Here is an 18,251-nt window from a genome sequence, read left to right on the forward strand (position 1 = left end):
CACGACGGCCCGGGTCCGTATTCCGCGCACGTACCCCTGTGGCCTCCGCGCACACCACCCACCAGACTGACCCCATGACGGAAAAGGAATCCATCGCCTACGACGTCGTGGTGCTCGGTGCCGGGCCCGTGGGGGAGAACGTCGCCGACCGCACCCGTGCGGCCGGACTCTCCACCGCGGTCGTGGAGAGCGAACTGGTCGGCGGCGAATGCTCGTACTGGGCGTGCATGCCCAGCAAGGCCCTGCTGCGCCCGGTCATCGCCCGCGCCGACGCCCGCCGCACGCCCGGTCTGCGCCAGTCGGTGCAGGGCCCCCTCGACGCGTCCGCGGTCCTCGCGCACCGCGACTCCTACACCTCCCACTGGAAGGACGACGGCCAGGTCCAGTGGCTCGACGGCATCGGCGTCGACCTCCACCGCGGCCACGGCCGCCTCACCGGACCGCGCACGGTCACGGTCACCGGCGCCGACGGCACCCGGCAGGTGCTGACCGCCCGGCACGCCGTGGCCGTCTGCACCGGCACCCGCGCCGTCCTGCCCGACCTCCCCGGCCTCGCCGACGTCCGGCCCTGGACCAGCCGCGAGGCCACCAGCGCCAAGACGGTCCCCGGCCGGCTGGTCGTGATCGGCGGGGGAGTGGTCGCCACCGAGATGGCGACCGCCTGGCAGGCCCTCGGCTCGCGGGTCACCCTGCTCGTGCGCGGCAAGGGCCTGCTGAACCGCATGGAGCCCTTCGCCGGCGAACTGGTCGCCGAGGCGCTCACCGAGGCGGGCGCCGACGTCCGCACCGGAACGTCCGTCGAGTCGGTCACCCGGGAGAACGGCACGGTCGTGGTCGTCACGGGCGCCGGCGACCGCATCGAGGCCGACGAGATACTCTTCGCCACCGGACGCGCCCCGCACACCGACGACATCGGCCTCGACACCGTCGGGCTGGAGCCCGGCTCCTGGCTGGACGTCGACGACAGCCTGCGCGTCACCGGCAGCGAGTGGCTCTACGCCGTCGGCGACGTCAACCACCGCGCCCTGCTCACCCACCAGGGCAAGTACCAGGCCCGCGTCGCGGGCGCCGCCATCGCCGCCCGCGCCTCCGGCGTGCCGTTGCTGGAGACCGACCCCTGGGGCGCCCACGCGGCCACCGCCGACCACGCCGCCGTCCCCCAGGTCGTCTTCACCGACCCCGAGGCGGCCTCGGTGGGTCTCTCCCTCGCGGAGGCGGAACAGGCCGGCCACCGCGTCCGCGCCGTCGACTACGACCTGGCCTCGGTCTCCGGCGCGGGCCTCTACGCCGACGGCTACCGGGGCCGCGCCCGCATGGTCGTCGACCTCGAACGCGAGATCCTCCTCGGCGTCACCTTCGTCGGCCCCGGCGTGGGCGAACTCCTCCACTCCGCGACGATCGCCGTCGCCGGCCAGGTCCCGATCAGCCGGCTCTGGCATGCCGTGCCGTCGTACCCGACGATCAGCGAGGTGTGGCTGCGGCTGCTGGAGGCGTACCGGGACAACTGACCCGCCTGTCAGGGCAGTTCGAAGCCGAGGGAGGCCGCGGCCTCCCTCGGTGTCGGCTGCGTCCACCGCCGTGCCATCGCCTCGTTCGAGGACAGCGACCGCGGTTCCGCGCGGTCGAGGTACAGCGTGCCGTCGAGGTGGTCCGTCTCGTGCTGGACGATACGGGCGGGCCAGCCGGTGAACTCCTCGTCCACCGCGCGCCCGCGTTCGTCCTCGCCCGTCAGCCGCACCGCGGCAGGCCGCGCCACCACCGCCTGCCAGCCCGGCACGCTCAGACAGCCCTCGAAGAACGCGGCACGGGCGGTGCCGACAGGTTCGTACGACGGATTGACCAGTACCCGGAAGGGCTGCGGCACCCGGCCGCGCGCCAGCCGCACCTCGTCCGGTACGGGCGCGGGATCCTCGATCACCGCGATCCGCAGGCCCACCCCCACCTGCGGCGCGGCCAGGCCCACACCCGGCGCCGCGCGCATGGTCAGCCGCAGCGCCTCGACGAAGCGGGACAGCAGCGCGGGCCCCAGCTGACCGTCGAAGCGCTCGGTGCCGCGCCGCAGTACCGGATCGCCGGCCGCCACGATGGGCAACGGACCGTCCACGGCCAGGAGTTCCTCGACGAGGTCGGCAACGGGCACGCGATCACGGGAAGACGCCATCGCGCCAGCATGCCACGGGCCCTCCGGACGCCACGGGCCCTCCCGGGCGGCCCGGCCCCTCCCGTGTGACGTACGCCACTCATTCCGCCGGGAACTCCAGGCCGCCTCCTCCCGACTTCTGGACCGCCACAACCGCTACAGCCGCTACAGCCCATGTGGCCGCCACAGCCGAGAAACGTCCCCTGCCCCGGGAGAAGCCCGCCGATGTCCACCGCTCCCTCGCCCGCCACGGACGAGGCCCCGCAACCCGCCGCCCCGGCGTCGTCGCCCGGCAGACGGGCCACGCTGCGCCCGCTGGTCCTGCGCCTGCACTTCTACGCCGGCCTGCTCGTCGCACCGTTCCTGCTGGTCGCCGCACTCACCGGTTTCCTGTACGCCGGCTCGTTCCAGGCCGAGAAGTTCGTGTACGCCGACGAGCTGACCGTGTCCGCCGTCGGTGACCGCAAGCTGCCGATATCCGAGCAGGTCGCCGCCGCCCGCGAGGCGCACCCCGAGGGCACGGTGTCCGCCGTACGTCCCTCGCCCGTGTCCGACGCGACCACCCGGGTCCTGCTCTCCGGCGTCGAGGGAGTCGACCCCGACCACACGCTGGCCGTGTTCGTCGACCCGTACACCGGAAAGGTGCGCGGCGCGCTCGAACAGTACGGCTCCACCGGTGCGTTGCCCCTGCGGACCTGGATCGACGAACTCCACCGCGATCTGCACCTCGGTGAGACCGGCCGTCTCTACAGCGAGTTGGCCGCCAGCTGGCTGGGTGTGATCGCCCTCGGCGGTCTGGTGCTGTGGTTCTCCCGTCGCGGGGCCCTGCGCAGGCTGCGCGGCACCAGCGGGCGGCGCCGCACGCTCGGCCTGCACGGCACCCTCGGCGCCTGGGCCGCCGCCGGGTTCCTCTTCCTCTCGGCGACCGGGCTGACCTGGTCGACGTACGCCGGGGCGAACATCGACGAGCTGCGCACCTCGCTCGGCCAGGCCACTCCGTCGGTCACGGCGGCGGCGGGCGGCGAGCACGGAGGCCACGGCGCCTCCTCCTCGGCCGGGGACGCCGAGCACGGCGTCGGCCTCGACAAGGTCCTGGCGGCGGCCCGCGCCGAAGGGCTCGGCGACCCCGTCGAGATCGTCCCGCCCGCCGACGCCTCGTCCGCGTACGTGGTGAAGCAGGTGCAGCGCAGCTGGCCCGAGAAGCAGGACTCCGCCGCGGTCGACCCGACGACCGGCGAGGTCACCGACGTCCTGCGGTTCGCGGACTACCCGGTGCTGGCGAAACTCACCCGCTGGGGCATCGACCTGCACACCGGATCCCTCTTCGGGCTGGTCAACCAGATCGCCCTGATGCTCCTCGCGCTCAGCCTCGTCCTGCTGATCGTCTGGGGCTACCGCATGTGGTGGCAGCGCGGCCGGGGCTCCGCCTTCGGCCGGCCGATCCCGCGCGGCGCCTGGCAGCAGGTGCCCCCGCAGATCCTGCTGCCGTGCGCGGCGGCCGTCGCCGTACTCGGCTACTTCGTGCCGCTGCTCGGTATCCCGCTGGCCGCCTTCATCGCCGTGGACGTCGTCCTGGGCGAGATCGCCCACCGGCGCGGAGCACGGACGCGAACGAGCGGCGCCGACGCGAGGTAGCGGTCCGGCGCGCCGTACCGGCGTCGAACGCGTGTCTCCGGTACGGCGGCTCGGAACGGCGTACACCCGGTACGGCTGGGGCCCGGCTCCCACGGGAGCCGGGCCCCAGCCGTACCGCGTCGGGTGCGGTCAGAGCCGCTCGAAGTCCCCCGCGAGCCCGGAGGCGGGACTCGGGTGGGTGCGGCTCCGCCTCCTCGTTCCGCCCCTGCCACCTGCCACCGCAGGCCGAGGCTGCCCTACTACCGGGAGAGGGCGGCCAGTTCGGCGTTCGCCCGCTCGGTGACCAGGGCCAGGACACGGCCGGCGGTCGCCAGGTCCGCGGCCGGGATGCCGGCGTAGATCCGGGCGGAGACCGGTGCGGTCTCGGCGCTCGCCCCGGCGTACACGGCCTGCCCGGCGTCCGTGATCCGCAGCCGGGACGCCTCGGGCGCCACCAGTTCCCTGGCGATCAGCGCGTCCACGGTCCTCCGCGCCTCCGCCGGGTCGACCTTGAGGGACTCGGTGACCTGGCCGGTGAGCCCGTCGCGCTCGACGGGGGCGCCGGCGACCGAGACGAGGCGCAGGGTCACCAGTTGCTGGAACGTGAGGCCGTGGCGGGCCAGGACGGACTCCAGAACCGCGCGACTGGCGTAGTGGGCCAGGCCGATGACGCGGCCGTCGACGGCAGGGCCGGGGGCGGGTGTGGTGAGTGGTGCGGTGCCGGGGGTGGTCATGGCTGCTCCTCGATGTCTCCGGATGTCCCGAGGCGATATAGAGTACATGGATATTATGTCCATGGCTACTAATTGCGCCCGCGCGAACTGGGCCTGGTGACCTCCGGCCGGGCCGTCAGCCACGCCGAGGAGAGCCCCGGGTCCTGGGCGCGCTGGAGATGAAGTGCAACAACACCGCGTACCGCCGGTGATGGACGCGATCGACCTGCTCAACCCCTGAAGGAGGGGGCGTTCTTCGACCGGCGGGGCGAGGGGTGGGCCAGGTTCGGATGCGGGGCGCAAGACAACCAGGGATGGCCTCGCGCCGATGGTCGGCGGCTCCTTACTTCCCCTCGTCGGCGGAATGGAGCTGGAAGTCGACGACGACGCAACCGACCTGTCCGTCATCGGTGCGGCCGATCCAGACGGGGTAGGTCCCGTCGCCCCGGCCGGCACGGAAGGCGATGAGGTTCGGCTCGGGCTTCGTGCTGGGCAGTTCGACGCTGAATAGGCTGTCGAGGGGTATGAACAGGTCCTGGTCCAGCAGGTCTTCGCTCACCGTCCGGGTCGCATCCATGAAAGCCGCTGTGCCGGTATCCACGCCGACCCCGTAGAACTGGCCCTCGCCGAGCAGCCCGAGGTTCTCGTCGGGCCGGAGGGCCATTTCCCAGTCGCGGGGCGGGATGTCCAGGAACGTCACCCTGGCCGCGGCGACACCGGCCCCGCGTGTCGTGCGCAAGAGCGACAGCGTGACCGGGAACTCGCCCGGTGGCACAGCGACGGTCCGCGGGGTCTCTCCGATCCAGCCGGGGTCCGAGACCGCCAGCTGCCCTGACGTGATCCGCAGCAGGCCGGCGTCAACGGGCTCGACGACGGCCGGCCCATCCGGAGTGGCGCACGCGCCCGGACTGAACAGTTGCTCGATTCCGGTGGCGCGCAGCGGTCCCGGTCCTTCGTCCACCGACACGTCGCTCAGGACTACGGTCGTGGCGGGCTCGTGGCCCTGCTGGGCGAGGAACGGCGCGAACACCTGCCAGTCGCCGAATTCCGGTACGGGGCAGAGGAAGCTTTCGACGGGCGCCGAGAACCGCCGCACGGGGACGCTCGGCGAGCCGGATGTTCGAGCGCGCAGGGACTCCGTCGACGCTCCCCTCGGCCCGGCGAACTCGGACCTCACCTCGACCTGCCCGTCGGCCGAGACGGTCGTGGTCTCCTGAACGTCCCACTTCCCGGACGCGTGCTCCCGCTCGTTGGAAAACTCCCATCGGGTGTTCCGGTGAGCCAGCAACATCCCCGTGCCGTGCGGCTTGAGGTCGATCATCTGCAATGCGCCAGGACCTGTCGTCGAACAGATAGACACGCCACATCCGGCGCGGCCAGTACTCGACCAGTGCCAGCGGTCGCTCCCACGCGGACAGCAGAACCGCGTAATCCATCCCGGCGGCATGTCTGCGTGCCGCGACCGCGCGCGACATCGGGTCCGGATGGGTCATTCCCAAATGGGAACCCCACATCTCGCCGTACGACACATCAAGACTGTCGAAGATCACAGCCGCGCATCTCCCCCGTGGCCCCAGCCACCCCCGAGCAGTGGCGCTCGACGGATGACCCCGCCGTATCGCCCTGCCCTTCCGAAGCTTCGTTGTGCCGCCAGTCTGCCACTGAGGTGTGACACCCAGCCGCGGCCCCACCGTCTACCTCACGCCCGCTCTTCCGGAGCGGTCGTCTCCGAGCCGCCCTGGTCCAGGCGGAACGGCGGGTACGTGTCCGTCATGAGAGCGGCGTAGGCGGTGACGCGCAGGACCCACCGGTTGAGACCGACGATCAGGGCGAACAGGTCCTTCGGATACTTCTCCGTAAAGGCCAGGATCACGGCCGCGATGATCGTCAGCAGGGCGATCAGGCCGCCGGACCACCAGCCGACGTGGGCGCCGCCCAGGAAGAAGCCGATGACCATGTAGTGCGGGACGGCCAGGAGCCACCACTTCACCAGCACCAGGCCGCGGGAGAGCCGCTCCGGGTAGGCGATGCCCAGCCGTGCCGGGTAGTCCGGCTCCTCGCCCAGGCTGAACGGCGGGTACCGGTCGGTGCCCAGGGCGTTGTACGAGTAGTACGCGACGCGCCAACTCCAGCGCAGCACACCCAGGTTGAAGTCGAACAGGGCACGGGGATAGCGCTCGGTGAACAGGATCGCGAAGAACGCGATCACGGTCACGACGGTGAAGGCGATCCAGAGGAAGAACAGCACCACGTAGTGCGGAAGGGCCAGGATCCACTTCACGAGCCACAGCCATCGTGACAGGGGCGCGTCGATACGCGCGTTCACCCGGACCGGGCGGGCCGGGGGTTCGGCCAGGTTCGTCATGGTGATCAACTCCTTCACCCGGCGTGCGCGTCACCGAAGGGGGCTCATGACCAGCCTGGCTGCTTCCGTCCGACGCCGCGAGGGCAGGGGGGTCCGTACGAGGTCCGCCGCCCGAGCACCTGCCGGTTCGGGGCACGGCTGTGCGGAACTCGTTCGGCCTCGGGATCAGTTCCGGGCGGCCGGACCGGCCACCTGCCGGACCCAGGCATCGGACCCGCGGGGGTACACCTCGAAGACGCCGGTCAGGCGCACGCGGCGCAGGACCCGCAGGAAGTGCGGACTGGCGCCGACCAGCCTGAACCGGCCGTGCCGTGCCCGGACACGGTCGCGCGCCCGGCCCGGCAGGCCCAGCCCGGTGCGGTCGGTGAAGGACGGGGAACGCAGGTCCAGCACCGTTCGACCCGGCGCGTGGACCGGTCGGGACCCTCGGCTTCCGGCCGGTCCCGGGCTCGGTGGCCCGGCCGCGCCCGCGGGACCCGCCCGGACCGTCGAGCAGAGCCTGCCGGCCCAGGCGGATCCGGTGGACAGGGTGGACGCTGGAGTGGAGAGCCCCGGAACCGCTCCGGGTTCGACGGCACACGGGACGGCCGGCACACGGGTCCCGGGCCGCCGGGCGTCCGAGGAAGGAGACGATCGTCATGAAGGCCCACACGTTCCACGGCCCCGGGCAGTCCGGCCACGAGGAAACCCCTGATCCCGGTGTCAAGGGCGACGCCGCCGAGGAAGCGCCGCGCGGTGATCTCGGACGGCGCATCGCCGGTCGGCGCAACGAGCTGGGGCTCACCCGGCGGGAGACGGCACAGCGGGCGGGCATGGCGCCCAGCTACCTCCGGTACCTGGAGGAGCACCCTGCCGCCGCACCGGACCGGGGTGCCCTGCTGAGGCTGGCCGGTGTCCTGGGCACGACCGTCCCGGATCTCGCCGGTGGCCATGTCGACCTGCCTCCCGGCCGCGGACGGGCCGCGCACAGCGTGGAGTTCACCGAGCTGACCGAGCGGGAGTGCCGGGACCTGCTCGGCACCCACGGGGTGGGCAGGCTGGCGGTGACCACGCCCTCCGGGCCGCTCGTCGTGCCGGTCAACTACGGCGTCGTCGACGGGGCGATCGTCTTCCGGACAGCCGACGGCACCACCCCCGCCCAGGCGTCCGGCCACCAGGTCGCCTTCGAGGTGGACCGCGTCGACGACGACCTCAGCCAGGGCTGGAGCGTGCTGGTACGCGGACCGGCCCACGACGTGACCGACCCGGACGAGGCGCGCCGGCTCGCGGAGCGGGTGTACAGCGCGCCCTGGGCCGGAGGACGACGCGACCTGTGGATCCGTATCGAGGCCGATGCCGTCACCGGGCGCCGGATCACCGTGTGACAGGGCCGGTCTCCGGCCGAGGAGGGACCGGACGGCCCGCCGCCGTCTCGCCCGGCGGGGGTGGACGGACACCACACACAGCGGACGGCCCACGCGCGACCGGGCCTGTGAGGGCCGTTCCCCGGGCGCGGCCGCGTTCGGCTGGGGGCTGGTACGGAAGGGTTGAACGGCCATGCCCGACGAACCTGGCCCGTGGCCTCAGCCCTCAGCAGCCGGCCGGTCGCTTGGCCGGCCATGAGCCGGCATCCGTTTCCACGGCGCGCCTCCCCGCACCGCGAGAGACACCCGGAACCCGGCGCCGAGACCCGACTCCGGACCTCGCGCCCACCCGCTGACACCCTTGAACGACCACCGGTGTTCACCCGTACTCCCGGGCGTACGCCCGGCCGCCGGCGCGGGCAGGACCAGCACGCATACGGAGAGGCACGTGCCACAGCATCCCGATCAGTCACCGCACCCACAGCGGGGACGCACCGGCCGTACCCTGCCCGCCGCCCGCTTCGTACGAGGCGCCGCACTGGCTGTGGGCCTGGTTTTCCTTCCGCTGGCCACCGCCTGCGGCAGTGGTGGTGGGGACGGGGCTCCCGCGAGCAGCGATCCGTCGGAGATCTCCGCGGCCCCCGCCGCCGGTGTGGTGGCTCCCGCCAAGGTCGAGGTGATCGCCGGGCTGACCGGCTGCGAGCCCGAGATCCGCATCGAGGCGGACGAACTGCGCCAGGGCCTGTGCCACACCGAGAAGATCGACTACCTCATCACCACCTTCCCCGAGGAGAAGTACAAGCAGGCCTGGCTGGACTCCGCCGCCGTCTACGGGGGGCAGTACCTGGTCGGCTCGCGCTGGGTCGTCAGCGCCAAGAAGCCGGAGGTGCTGGAGGAGTTCCGTACCAAGCTCGGCGGGACGATCCAGCATCTGCGCGGCATTGGACCGAGAGCGGCCCCGAGCACGTCGTAGCGACAGGGGGAGCCTTCGCCTCTGCTCGTACTTGTCATTCTTGTGCAGTCGTTCTGCTGTTTCTCCTTTGTTTGTGATCGCTCAATGCCGCATCGGTGCCTTTTCTCTTTCTCTCCTTTCAGGGGTTCCTGATTCGCCATTCGTCGTGGCGTGCGAGGAGTAAGGTCGCCTGCCTTGGTCGGCGATGACCGGGTCGGACGATGACCGGGTCATCGGAAAAGCACCGCGGCGGGGGAGAGACGTGAACGGTGTGCAGGCAGAGGCCGGGACGATCGTGGTCCTCACCGCCCTGCCCGTGGAGTACCGGGCGGTGCGCGACTGTCTGGTCTCGGTACGCAGGGGGCCGCGCCACCAAAGCGGCACGGTGTTCGAACTGGGCTGGCTCAACGGCACACCGTGGAGAATCGTCCTGGCGCAGACGGGAAAGGGCAATCCCGCGGCGGCCGCGCTCACGGGCCAGGCCGCCGAGATGTTCGATCCGTACGCGGTGCTCCTCGTCGGTGTCGCGGGCCGCCTCAAACCGGACATCGAGCTGGGCGATGTCGTCGCGGCGACCAAGGTGTACGCCTACCACGGGGGCAAGGAGAACGGCGAGGGATTCTCGGCACGGCCCGTCTCCTGGCCCGCCTCGCACGAGCTGGAGCAGGCGGCCCGGCTGGTCAGTGTCGACGGGCAGTGGTCCCGGGCCCTGCCCCGGACCGAGGGGCGGCGGGAGCCGACGGCCCACCTCGAGCCCATCGCCGCCGGCGAGACCGTGCTCGACGCGAAGGACGCCTCGCTGCGGCGGCTGCTGGCCCGGCACTACCAGGACGCGGCCGCCATCGAGATGGAGGGCGCGGGGGTCGCGCACGCCGCCCACCTCAACAACCGTCTGCCCACCCTGATCGTGCGCGGCATCAGCGACCGGGCCGACGGCACCAAGGAGCAGAGCGACGGGGAGAACTGGCAGACCACCGCCGCCCGCAGCGCGGCGGCCTTCGCCTGCTGCGTCATCCGCGAACTCCAGGCCGACGAGGAGACTCCGTACGAGTCCGTGGTGACGGCGCACACCCCGGTGTCCCCGGTCCACCGCGGTGCGTCCCGCACGCTCGCGCCGTCCCCCGAAGCCCCGCGGCCGTGGCAAGGCGGGCAGGAGGTCGGCACCCCGGCCTGCCGGTACCTGCTGCACAGCGAGCACCTGGAGGAGCGCTGCTCCCCGGACCACTCCCTGATCGAGCAGCAGGCACTGGCCCGCCTGCTGGAGCCGGCCGCCGAGCCGCGCCGGACCAGGGGTGCGGCCTCGCCCTACGTCTGGCTGCGCCAGGCCCACGTGCGCCACCCCGTCCCGGACGCCCTGGACGCGGTGACCGCGCTCGCGCGCGAGCACGACCTCCTCGGACGGCTCCAGGGGCGCTCCCGCGGACTACCGGGCACCGGGCGGCACGAGCGGATCGGCAGCCGCAGGGCCGTCCTCGCCCTGCCCTGGCCGGTGGGGCGCACCGGTGGTCCCTGCGGGACGCTGCACACCGCGTGGCTCACCGACCGCCGTCACCCCCTCGCCAGCCACCGACTGGTCCGCCTGCTGGCCGGTGTGACGGAGCTGTGCGACACCCTCGCCGCTCTGCACCGGACCGGGGCCACGCACCGGCAGCTCACCCCCTCGGGCGTCATCGAACTCGGCGACGGCCGCCTGATCCTGCGGGACCTGGGGCTGGCGGGGCACGACCCCCGCCCCGGCGAAGGCCCCGTCCCCTATCGCGCCCCCGAGCAGTGGCTGGCAGGTTTCCGGCCCGGTCTGATCGGCCCGCCCACCGACGTGTACCAACTGGCCGCGCTCCTCCAGCACATGGCCACCGGCCACGCACCGGATCCCCACGGACCCCTGCCGCCGCGGTCCTCTCTCGGCAAGGTCCCCGACAGTCTGTACCACGCGCTGCGCACAGCGCTGGCGCAGCACCCCGAGGACCGCCCCGGCGCCCGGGCGCTGGGCACCGCGCTGCGCGACGCCCGCGCCGACCTGCTCGGAGACGTCTGAATGCTCCTGCGTCCTGTCGCTCTGCCGGGCCCCCTCGTGCTCGCCCCGTTCCCGTCCCTGGAGGGGAACGTACGCCGGCTGCGCGTCGACCATCCCTTCCTGCCCGCTGACGTCCACGAACTCGCGAGCGACCTCGACAGCCGCGAGGACGGGGTGCCCGCGACCATCGCCGACTCCCACGGCGGCGGCACCGACCGGAGCCTGCTCGTCCACGGCAGGACCTACGTGGCACGGCTGATTCCGGGGAAGCGGCAACAGGGCGTCTACGGGGTGTCAGCGATCCTGCCGCTCGGCTTCCGGGACCATCACCGCGTCGCGCGAGGGTGCCTCCTGGTACGGCCCGTCCGGTGGGTGCCCGGCCACCTCCACGGCGGGGCCCCCGGGAGCAGCGACGCCCACTGGCAGCGGCTGGTCCAGGCGTGGCAGCAGCTCACCGAGGAGATCGCCGCACGCCGCGGCGCGCGGGCACCGGCCGCCCGGCACACCCGCTTCCTCGATGACGTCGAGCAGGTGATCGACGCCGGTGAGCGCATCACCGTAGCCCGGGCACGGGCGGCCGGGGACTTCCCCTACCGGTCCGTCTCCGCCACGGGCGAGCAGCGTCACGGCACCCGCGCGGTCTACACGTTCGACCTGGTCGAGGACCGAATCCCCGACGAGGGCGCGTTCGTCCAGGTCCGCGGAGAACCGGCGCAGCGGGGACGAGTCCTCACCGTCGCCTCGGGCGGTACGTCGGTGACCGTGGCGTTCGACCGGGCCGTCGCCTGGGACAGCGTCCCGGCGCAGGGCGCCCTGCGGATCGTCCCCGGCCGGGCCGTCCACGACCGGCAGCGTGCCGCCGTACGGATCCTGCGCGACGGTCAGTCGCACAGCCCGCACCTGCTGGACGTCCTGGTGGACCACCGCGTCCGGCCGCTCAGCCCGGCCTCCGACGAACCCGAGGCGGAGCTGGACCCCGCCCAGACGGAGGCCTTCCGCAAGGCCCTGGCCGTCGAGGACCTGATGCTCGTCCTGGGGCCGCCCGGCACCGGCAAGACCCGGGTGATCAGCGAGATCTCCCGGGCCATCGCCGCCCGGGAGGCCAGGGAACGCGTCCTGATCGCCTCCCACAGCAACCGCGCCGTCGACAACGTGCTCGGCCGGCTCCCCAGGGACATGGTGGTCGTCCGCGTCGGCAACGAAGGCGCGGTCACCGCGGAGGGCAGACCGTACCTGCTGGAGGAGCAGGCCACCGGGCTGCGTCAGGAGATCCTGGCCCGGCTGGAGACCAGACTGGCCGTCCCGCTCGACGTCGAGCGGGCCGAGAAGTGGTGTGACGAGCTCGGCCTCCTCCTCGCCCGGCTCCGCGCTCTGGCGGGTGAGGAGGAGGCCGCCCGCTCGGCGCTCGCCGACGCCAGGCGCGCCGTCGGCGGTCCGGCCGTGTCGCGGGTGGACGAGCTCGTCGCCGGGCGTGCGCGCCTGGAACGCGCGACGGGCCGGCATGCCCGGCGGACCGAGCGGTGGACCCGGGCCCGCGACTCCGCCCTGCGGCGCGCGGACCGGCGGCTGACCGGGTCCCTCTTCCGCCTGTTCGCCCGGCGCTGCGAGCGCCGCCTCGCCCGGGCGGCCAGGGCCGCCGCCGCGCTCGCCGACGAACAGGCACGTCACCGGACGGCGTGGGACCTGGCCGAACACGACCTCGAGCTTGCCACCCGGGACATCCCCGCGGTGCGGGCGGCGGCCGTCTCCCTGGAGGAGGTCAGTGCCCGCGCGGCGGCCTGCCGGGCCGACGCGGTCGAAGCCGCCGGGTACTGCCGGTCCGCGGTGGCCGCCGTCGAGGAGATGCCCGCCCTCCATGACCCGCGGACGGCGCGGCCGCGGACCGTGGACCGGGAACTGACCCGGCTCCACGACCGGCTGATGCAGCGGCTGCCGTTGCTCGCGTCCCGGCGGGCCCTGCTCGCCGAGTGGCGCGAGGAGGTCTCCTCGGCGACCGGGCAGCTGCACACGGAACTGGTCCGCTACGCGCACGTGGTCGCCGCCACCTGCATCGGTGTGGCATCCCGCCCCGAGCTGACCGGACTCGACTTCGACCTCGCCGTCATCGACGAGGCGGGTCAGATCGGCGTCCCGGACGTCCTCGTGCCGCTCGTACGCGCCCGCCGCGCGGTACTCGTGGGCGACCACAGGCAGTTGCCGCCCTACGTCGACTCCGAGGTCAGGCAGTGGGGGGAAGGCTGCGGTGATGCGGCTGTGCCGCCCCTGCTGACCACCAGCGCACTCGAGATGCTGCGGCCGGTCCTGCCCGACGAGGCGGTCGTGCCGCTGACCGACCAGCGACGCATGCCGTCGGCCGTCGCCCGGTTCGTCTCCGCCGCGTTCTACGACGGACAGCTGCGCACACCCGACCCGGACCCGCCCCACGACTCCCGGCTGTTCCGCACGCCGATGGCCTTCGTCGACACCTCCCGGCTGCCGGCCGGTCGGCGCTTCGAGCGGGAGGCCGGCGACGCGGAACTCCGCAAGGGGTATGTCAACCCGGCCGAGGCGGACCTGCTCACGCTGCTCGCCGCCCACTACGACGGCCGGGGGGAGGAGTGGGCGGTGATCGTCCCGTACGCCGCCCAGGCCGCGCTGATCAAGGCGGACCTGACGCGGTGCACCGGCAGGCCGGAGCGGGCCCGCCGCAACGTCGGCACGGTCGACTCGTTCCAGGGCGGCGAGCGGGACGTGATCCTCTACGGCTTCACCCGCAGCAACCCCGGGGGCCGGGTGGGTTTCCTGGCCGAACTGCGCCGCGCCAACGTCGCGCTGACCAGGGTCAGACGCCAGTTGGTGCTGGTGGGCGACCTGTCCACGCTGACCCGGGCCAAGGACGCGGGCTTCAGGGACCTCTCCCGCGCCCTGCGCGACCACCTCGCCGGGTGCGGGGAGACCCGCTCGTACGAGGAGGTCCGGGCCATGCTGGAACGGCTGCGGGCGGCGGGAGACGGTACATGAGCGTCCGGACCCGGCTGATGCCGTATCCGGAGAAACGGGCTCTGGAGAACGCCGCGTTCACCCTCGGCCTGGTGCCCACCGGCATCCACACCGTTCTGCTGCCCGTGTGGTGCGCGGAGGTACGCGCGACCGTCACCGAGGGACAGCCCTACGAGCTCATCGACCGTTTCATCGAACGTGGGGTCGCGGACGGCGGACTGGGTTCCGCCGAGGAGCTGGCCTCGTTCCTGGCTCTCGACCCGGCCCTGGTGCGGCAGGCGCTGGCCTTCCTGACCGCGATCGACCATGTCACCGAGCAGGACGGCCGGATCGCCCTCACCGAACTCGGCCGCCGGTCGGTATGGGACGGCACGCGCTACACGGTGACCCGTGACGACCGGCGCCGGCTGTACTTCGACGGGTTCCAGTCGCGTCCGCTGACGGCGGCGCACTACACGAGCGCCACCGTCACCTTGCTGTCCGGTGACGAGCCGGTACCCGAGGGGGACCCGGGGAGCATGCCGCCCTGGCTGATGCCGCTCCCGCTGATGCCGCGGGTGTTCCGGCCCGAGGCCGTGCTGGAGCTGGCGGACCACCCCCGGCGCGCTCACTTCAACCTGCCGCCGGGCATCGAGAATCCCGAGTGTGTCGGAGTACCCGAGTGCCTGCACCTGCCCGCCTACGCCGTGCGGGCGGTGGAGGGCGACGGCCGGGTGCGTCATCTGGTCTACACCCAGGCCCACGACGGTGAGCACGATGCCGACCTCTCCGCCGCGTGCGAGGAGACGCCCGAGTTCGTGACCATCCTGTGGAACGAGGAGACCGGGGCCGCCCCACGGATCGGGGAGCGGATCGGGAAGTGGCTCAGCAGGCGGGAACTCGCGCAGTATCCGCCGGTGAGGGACCGCCACGGGGCCTGGCGGGTGACGCTGCCCCCGGACCGTTTCCTCGGGGAGGGCCCGGTCGGGCCGGCCGACGTCGGCTCGTACGTGGTGCTGGGCGGGGCCTTCTTCCAGCTCTGGTGCACCGACCGGGACGCCCGGGCCTGGGCGCTCGTCGAACGTCTCGACGCCTGCCTGGGTGCCCGGCTCCGCCGCGATCCCGGTGACGTCCGCGCGCGGGTCGAGTCCCTCTGCCGGCAACTGGAGCTCGGGCCGGTCGGCCTCGACACCCTGTGCCGTGCCGCGGGCCAGGCGGGGAAGCACCGCCTCGCCGAGCGGCTGCGCGACGCGCGCTCCGCGGAGCAGGAGCAGGAGCAGGAGCAGGCGATCAGAAAAAGGCGAAAGTGAAAATGAAATGGTCGCCGAAAGGGCAGGAAAGCGCGATTGTGGTTTTCGGGTGATCTCCCGGCAAGAATGATCGTGTTCTTGGCATAGGAAAAGAGGGAATTCCGGCCAAAGGCGAGGTCGGATCGGTTTAGCCTTGTCGCTAGGGCGCCGCCGCAGGGGTTGCATTCCGGCAGGAGCTGGAACGCGGGGATTTACCGGCGGGCCCTCAGATCCGTGGGGAGCCAAGCGTGACATTCATGACGGGGGCGGACGGGCGTGCGTGCGCACGCACCCCGGAAGCAGGTAAGCCGCAGACGACCCGGGGGATATCGGATGTCCCCCGCACCCGCACGCCCCTTCCGGCACGGCGCGGGACGTTCCGTCTCTCCGCCGTGGCGCTCGCCGCGGCGATACTGCCCGGGGCGGCTCTGCCGGCCCTCGGCGCGGACGTCCCCGGAGCGAACGCCCGGCCGATCGACGCGGTACCGGTCGCGTCGGAGGCGTCCGACGAGCCGGTCGACTACGCCGTCGCGGTGGACGAGTCGGCGAGCCTGGGGGCCGGGGAGATCGACCGGGAGAAGGACGCCGTGTCGGCGATCGCCGTCAGCGACCCCTCCGCCCGCTCCCGCATGGTGGTGTACGGCTTCGCCGACGCCAGGACCGAGCGGCAGTCGCCCATCGACGAGGTGTGCCCCATGCGACGGCTCGACGCGGTCGGCCGGGAGCAGATCGGCGAATGCTCCGCGGACCTGCGCGAGCGGACCGAGGAAGAGGGCTCGGGCACCGACTTCATCTCGGCCGTCCGGCAGGGCGTCACCCGGCTGAAGGAGGCGCCGGACCCCGGCCGCCCCCGGGTGCTGTTCCTGCTCACCGACGGCTACCTCGACGTGCGGGACAGCCATCGCTACAAGGGCCTCGACAAGAAGACCAGGGAGGACCAGGCCGCCGAGGACCTCGACCGGGCGCTGCGGGAGGCGGCCGACGCCCGGGTGCAGATCTGGCCGCTCGGCTTCGGCACCAGTGTCGACGAGGACGCACTCGCGGACATGGCGGCCGCCGGATACCAGGACGGCTGCCGCGACCTGCCCGAGGCCCGGCCGAAGGCGGCGGTGGTGCCCGGTGCCGAGGAGGTCGGCGAGGCACTGGAGTCGGCGTTCTCCGCCGCCCGCTGTCTCTACCGGGAGCCGGGCTCACAGACCCGCCCGCCGGGCGACCTGACCGTGCGCGTGTCCCCCCTGGCCACGGAGGGCACCATCGTCGTCTCCAAGGGTGATCCCGAGGTCACCGCCACGTACTACGACCCCGAGGGCAGGAAGATCACCGAGTCGGACGACGGGGACGGGGACTCGTCCTTCGAGTTCACCGGCCGCGGCCGGTCGGTCGAGTCCCTGCGCGTCACCCGGCCCGTCGCGGGCCAGTGGCGGGTGCACCTCGACGCACCCGAAGGACACCGGGACCGCGTCGCCAGCATCAGCGTCCTGTGGCGGGGCGTGGTGCGCTCCGCCATCCGCCTGGAGAAGCCCTCGCCGCACCCCGGCCAGCGCACCCGCGTCGAGGTCGAGGTGCTGACCAGGGCCGGCGTCAAACTGAGCGAACGGGACCTGCGCGGGATCTCCGTCTCCGGACAGCTGACCGGCGAGGGCTTCGCGCGGAAGATCCCCCTCTCGTTGACCGACGGCGGCCGGGGCCCGGACGAACGGGGCTCGGACGGTGTCTTCACCGGAGCCGTCACGGTCCCCGACGAGGCCACGGGCTCCCTGCTCTTCTCCAGCACCGTCGCCTCGGTGGGCCTCAGCCCGGACCGCAGGTCCTATCCGACCCGGATGACCCCCCCGCACGCGAAGTTCGGCGCCGAGCTGCACCTCCCGGCGGCCACCGTGCACCCCGGTGGCCGCGTGACGGGCACGCTCGATCTCAGCAACGGCGACCCGGCCCCGCACACGGTGAAGCTGGCCGTCGCCGACGGCGCGGGCACCGGTCTCAGCATCAGCCCCGCCGAGGTGGTCGTCGAACCGGGCGCCGAACGCACCGTCGCCGTCACCGTCCAGGTGGCCGAGGAGGACGGTCTCGGCGCGCCGGTCGCCGACGAGGGCACCGCGCTCGGCGGGAAGATCACCGCCGTCGACGGCGGGCGCGTCCTCGACGACGCGCCGCTCGACATCACGGTCACCCCGGTGCCCGGCCCCGTCGAACGGTTCTGGGACCAGTGGTGGAACGTCATCATCCCCTCGGCGTTCCTCCTCGCCGCCGTGGTCGCCGCGTTCCTGTCCCGCCGCCGCGTCAACCGGCTGCTCGCCGCCCCCGGAGGACTCCTCCTCGAACTGCGCGACGCCGACGCCACACTGGTCGGCAGCCGCAAGGCCAAGGCGGGCCGCGCCAACTGGTACGAGTTCGACATCGTCGACACCGCCACCGCGACCCCCCGCATCGAGCGGCGCCACCGTGGTGCCTACGCGGTCAGGCGGGACCTGAACGGGGGAGTGGTGCTGCGTGCCGGCGGCCAGGGCGAGCGGACCCTGCGTCTGGGGGAGCCGGTGGTGCTGACCGACGCGCTGTCCCTGCGGATCACCGAGAGCGCCGGACGCCGGCCCGTCGCGCACGGCCGTTCCGGCCTGCCGAAGCGGGTCCGGGCGGTGGGCGGTGGCCGTACCGCCCGCGGCGGGGACACCGCCGCGACCGACACGTACGAGAGCGGCGCGCGCCTCCCGAACGTGCCGGACCCGGCGGACCACCCGGACCTCTGAGCCACCGCCCCCACCCGGCACCACGGCCGCGGCCGGAGCCGCCGCCCGTCCCCTCGACCGCGCACCGGTGACCGCGGTCCTCCTTCGCCCCTCGTACCCGACCCCCGACCACCCGACCA

Annotated in this window: 13 protein-coding genes; 8 read left to right on the top strand and 5 right to left on the bottom strand. The window is 73.0% G+C overall.

Features of this window, described 5'->3' with window-relative positions; genetic code table 11:
- Positions 1-74 precede the first annotated feature (74 nt).
- Entirely contained in the window at positions 75-1,508 is a 1,434-nt protein-coding gene (locus QQS16_RS35185; RefSeq protein WP_286066112.1) for a dihydrolipoyl dehydrogenase family protein, read from the top strand.
- 8 nt (positions 1,509-1,516) lie between these two features.
- Here the strand turns inward: QQS16_RS35185 and QQS16_RS35190 are convergent, their stop codons facing one another.
- The gene (locus QQS16_RS35190) at positions 1,517-2,161 is read right to left on the bottom strand and encodes a peptide deformylase (protein ID WP_286066113.1); all 645 of its coding nucleotides are present in this window, start codon (positions 2,159-2,161) and stop codon (positions 1,517-1,519) included.
- A gap of 204 nt (positions 2,162-2,365) precedes the next feature.
- On the opposite strand from QQS16_RS35190, the gene QQS16_RS35195 reads away from it, so the two are divergent.
- Positions 2,366-3,775, top strand: coding sequence for a PepSY-associated TM helix domain-containing protein (locus QQS16_RS35195; RefSeq protein WP_286066114.1), 1,410 nt, complete (start codon positions 2,366-2,368; stop codon positions 3,773-3,775).
- 239 nt (positions 3,776-4,014) lie between these two features.
- On the opposite strand, the gene QQS16_RS35200 is transcribed toward QQS16_RS35195, so the two are convergent.
- The 4 genes from QQS16_RS35200 to QQS16_RS35215 form a co-directional block, all read right to left on the bottom strand.
- Entirely contained in the window at positions 4,015-4,488 is a 474-nt protein-coding gene (locus QQS16_RS35200) for a MarR family winged helix-turn-helix transcriptional regulator (RefSeq protein ID WP_286066115.1), read from the bottom strand.
- A 322-nt stretch (positions 4,489-4,810) separates the two neighbouring features.
- The gene (locus QQS16_RS35205) at positions 4,811-5,788 is read right to left on the bottom strand and encodes a DUF4241 domain-containing protein (protein ID WP_286066558.1); all 978 of its coding nucleotides are present in this window, start codon (positions 5,786-5,788) and stop codon (positions 4,811-4,813) included.
- A gap of 378 nt (positions 5,789-6,166) precedes the next feature.
- On the bottom strand, positions 6,167-6,832 hold the full coding sequence (locus QQS16_RS35210; RefSeq protein WP_286066116.1) for a DUF4389 domain-containing protein: 666 nt from the start codon (positions 6,830-6,832) through the stop codon (positions 6,167-6,169).
- 165 nt (positions 6,833-6,997) lie between these two features.
- Positions 6,998-7,225 carry an STAS domain-containing protein gene (locus QQS16_RS35215; RefSeq protein WP_286066117.1) on the bottom strand — a complete coding sequence of 76 codons (228 nt, stop codon included), beginning with the start codon at positions 7,223-7,225 and terminating at the stop codon, positions 6,998-7,000.
- 245 nt (positions 7,226-7,470) lie between these two features.
- On the opposite strand from QQS16_RS35215, the gene QQS16_RS35220 reads away from it, so the two are divergent.
- The 6 genes from QQS16_RS35220 (at position 7,471) to QQS16_RS35245 (ending at position 18,132) form a co-directional block, all read left to right on the top strand.
- Complete coding sequence (locus tag QQS16_RS35220) at positions 7,471-8,196, top strand: helix-turn-helix domain-containing protein (RefSeq protein WP_286066118.1); 726 nt, start codon at positions 7,471-7,473, stop codon at positions 8,194-8,196.
- A gap of 427 nt (positions 8,197-8,623) precedes the next feature.
- Positions 8,624-9,148, top strand: a complete 525-nt coding sequence (locus tag QQS16_RS35225; RefSeq protein ID WP_502963876.1) for a hypothetical protein — start codon at positions 8,624-8,626, stop codon at positions 9,146-9,148.
- A gap of 241 nt (positions 9,149-9,389) precedes the next feature.
- Positions 9,390-11,162, top strand: a complete 1,773-nt coding sequence (locus QQS16_RS35230; protein WP_286066119.1) for a phosphorylase family protein — start codon at positions 9,390-9,392, stop codon at positions 11,160-11,162.
- Entirely contained in the window at positions 11,163-14,141 is a 2,979-nt protein-coding gene (locus QQS16_RS35235) for a DEAD/DEAH box helicase (RefSeq protein WP_286066120.1), read from the top strand.
- Entirely contained in the window at positions 14,138-15,409 is a 1,272-nt protein-coding gene (locus QQS16_RS35240) for a hypothetical protein (RefSeq protein WP_286066121.1), read from the top strand. The genes QQS16_RS35235 and QQS16_RS35240 overlap by 4 nt, the downstream gene beginning before the upstream one ends.
- Before the next feature lie 227 nt (positions 15,410-15,636).
- Positions 15,637-18,132, top strand: coding sequence for a VWA domain-containing protein (locus QQS16_RS35245; protein WP_286066122.1), 2,496 nt, complete (start codon positions 15,637-15,639; stop codon positions 18,130-18,132).
- Positions 18,133-18,251 lie beyond the last annotated feature (119 nt).

It is taken from the genome of Streptomyces sp. ALI-76-A, assembly GCF_030287445.1.
Taxonomy (GTDB): domain Bacteria; phylum Actinomycetota; class Actinomycetes; order Streptomycetales; family Streptomycetaceae; genus Streptomyces.

Coding starts and splice junctions, on each gene's coding strand:
- QQS16_RS35195 (WP_286066114.1), top strand. CDS start 2,366: ATGTCCACCGCTCCCTCGCCCGCCACGGACGAGGCCCCGCAACCCGCC.
- QQS16_RS35205 (WP_286066558.1), bottom strand. CDS start 5,788: ATGATCGACCTCAAGCCGCACGGCACGGGGATGTTGCTGGCTCACCGG.
- QQS16_RS35185 (WP_286066112.1), top strand. CDS start 75: ATGACGGAAAAGGAATCCATCGCCTACGACGTCGTGGTGCTCGGTGCC.
- QQS16_RS35220 (WP_286066118.1), top strand. CDS start 7,471: ATGAAGGCCCACACGTTCCACGGCCCCGGGCAGTCCGGCCACGAGGAA.
- QQS16_RS35235 (WP_286066120.1), top strand. CDS start 11,163: ATGCTCCTGCGTCCTGTCGCTCTGCCGGGCCCCCTCGTGCTCGCCCCG.
- QQS16_RS35200 (WP_286066115.1), bottom strand. CDS start 4,488: ATGACCACCCCCGGCACCGCACCACTCACCACACCCGCCCCCGGCCCT.
- QQS16_RS35240 (WP_286066121.1), top strand. CDS start 14,138: ATGAGCGTCCGGACCCGGCTGATGCCGTATCCGGAGAAACGGGCTCTG.
- QQS16_RS35190 (WP_286066113.1), bottom strand. CDS start 2,161: ATGGCGTCTTCCCGTGATCGCGTGCCCGTTGCCGACCTCGTCGAGGAA.
- QQS16_RS35210 (WP_286066116.1), bottom strand. CDS start 6,832: ATGACGAACCTGGCCGAACCCCCGGCCCGCCCGGTCCGGGTGAACGCG.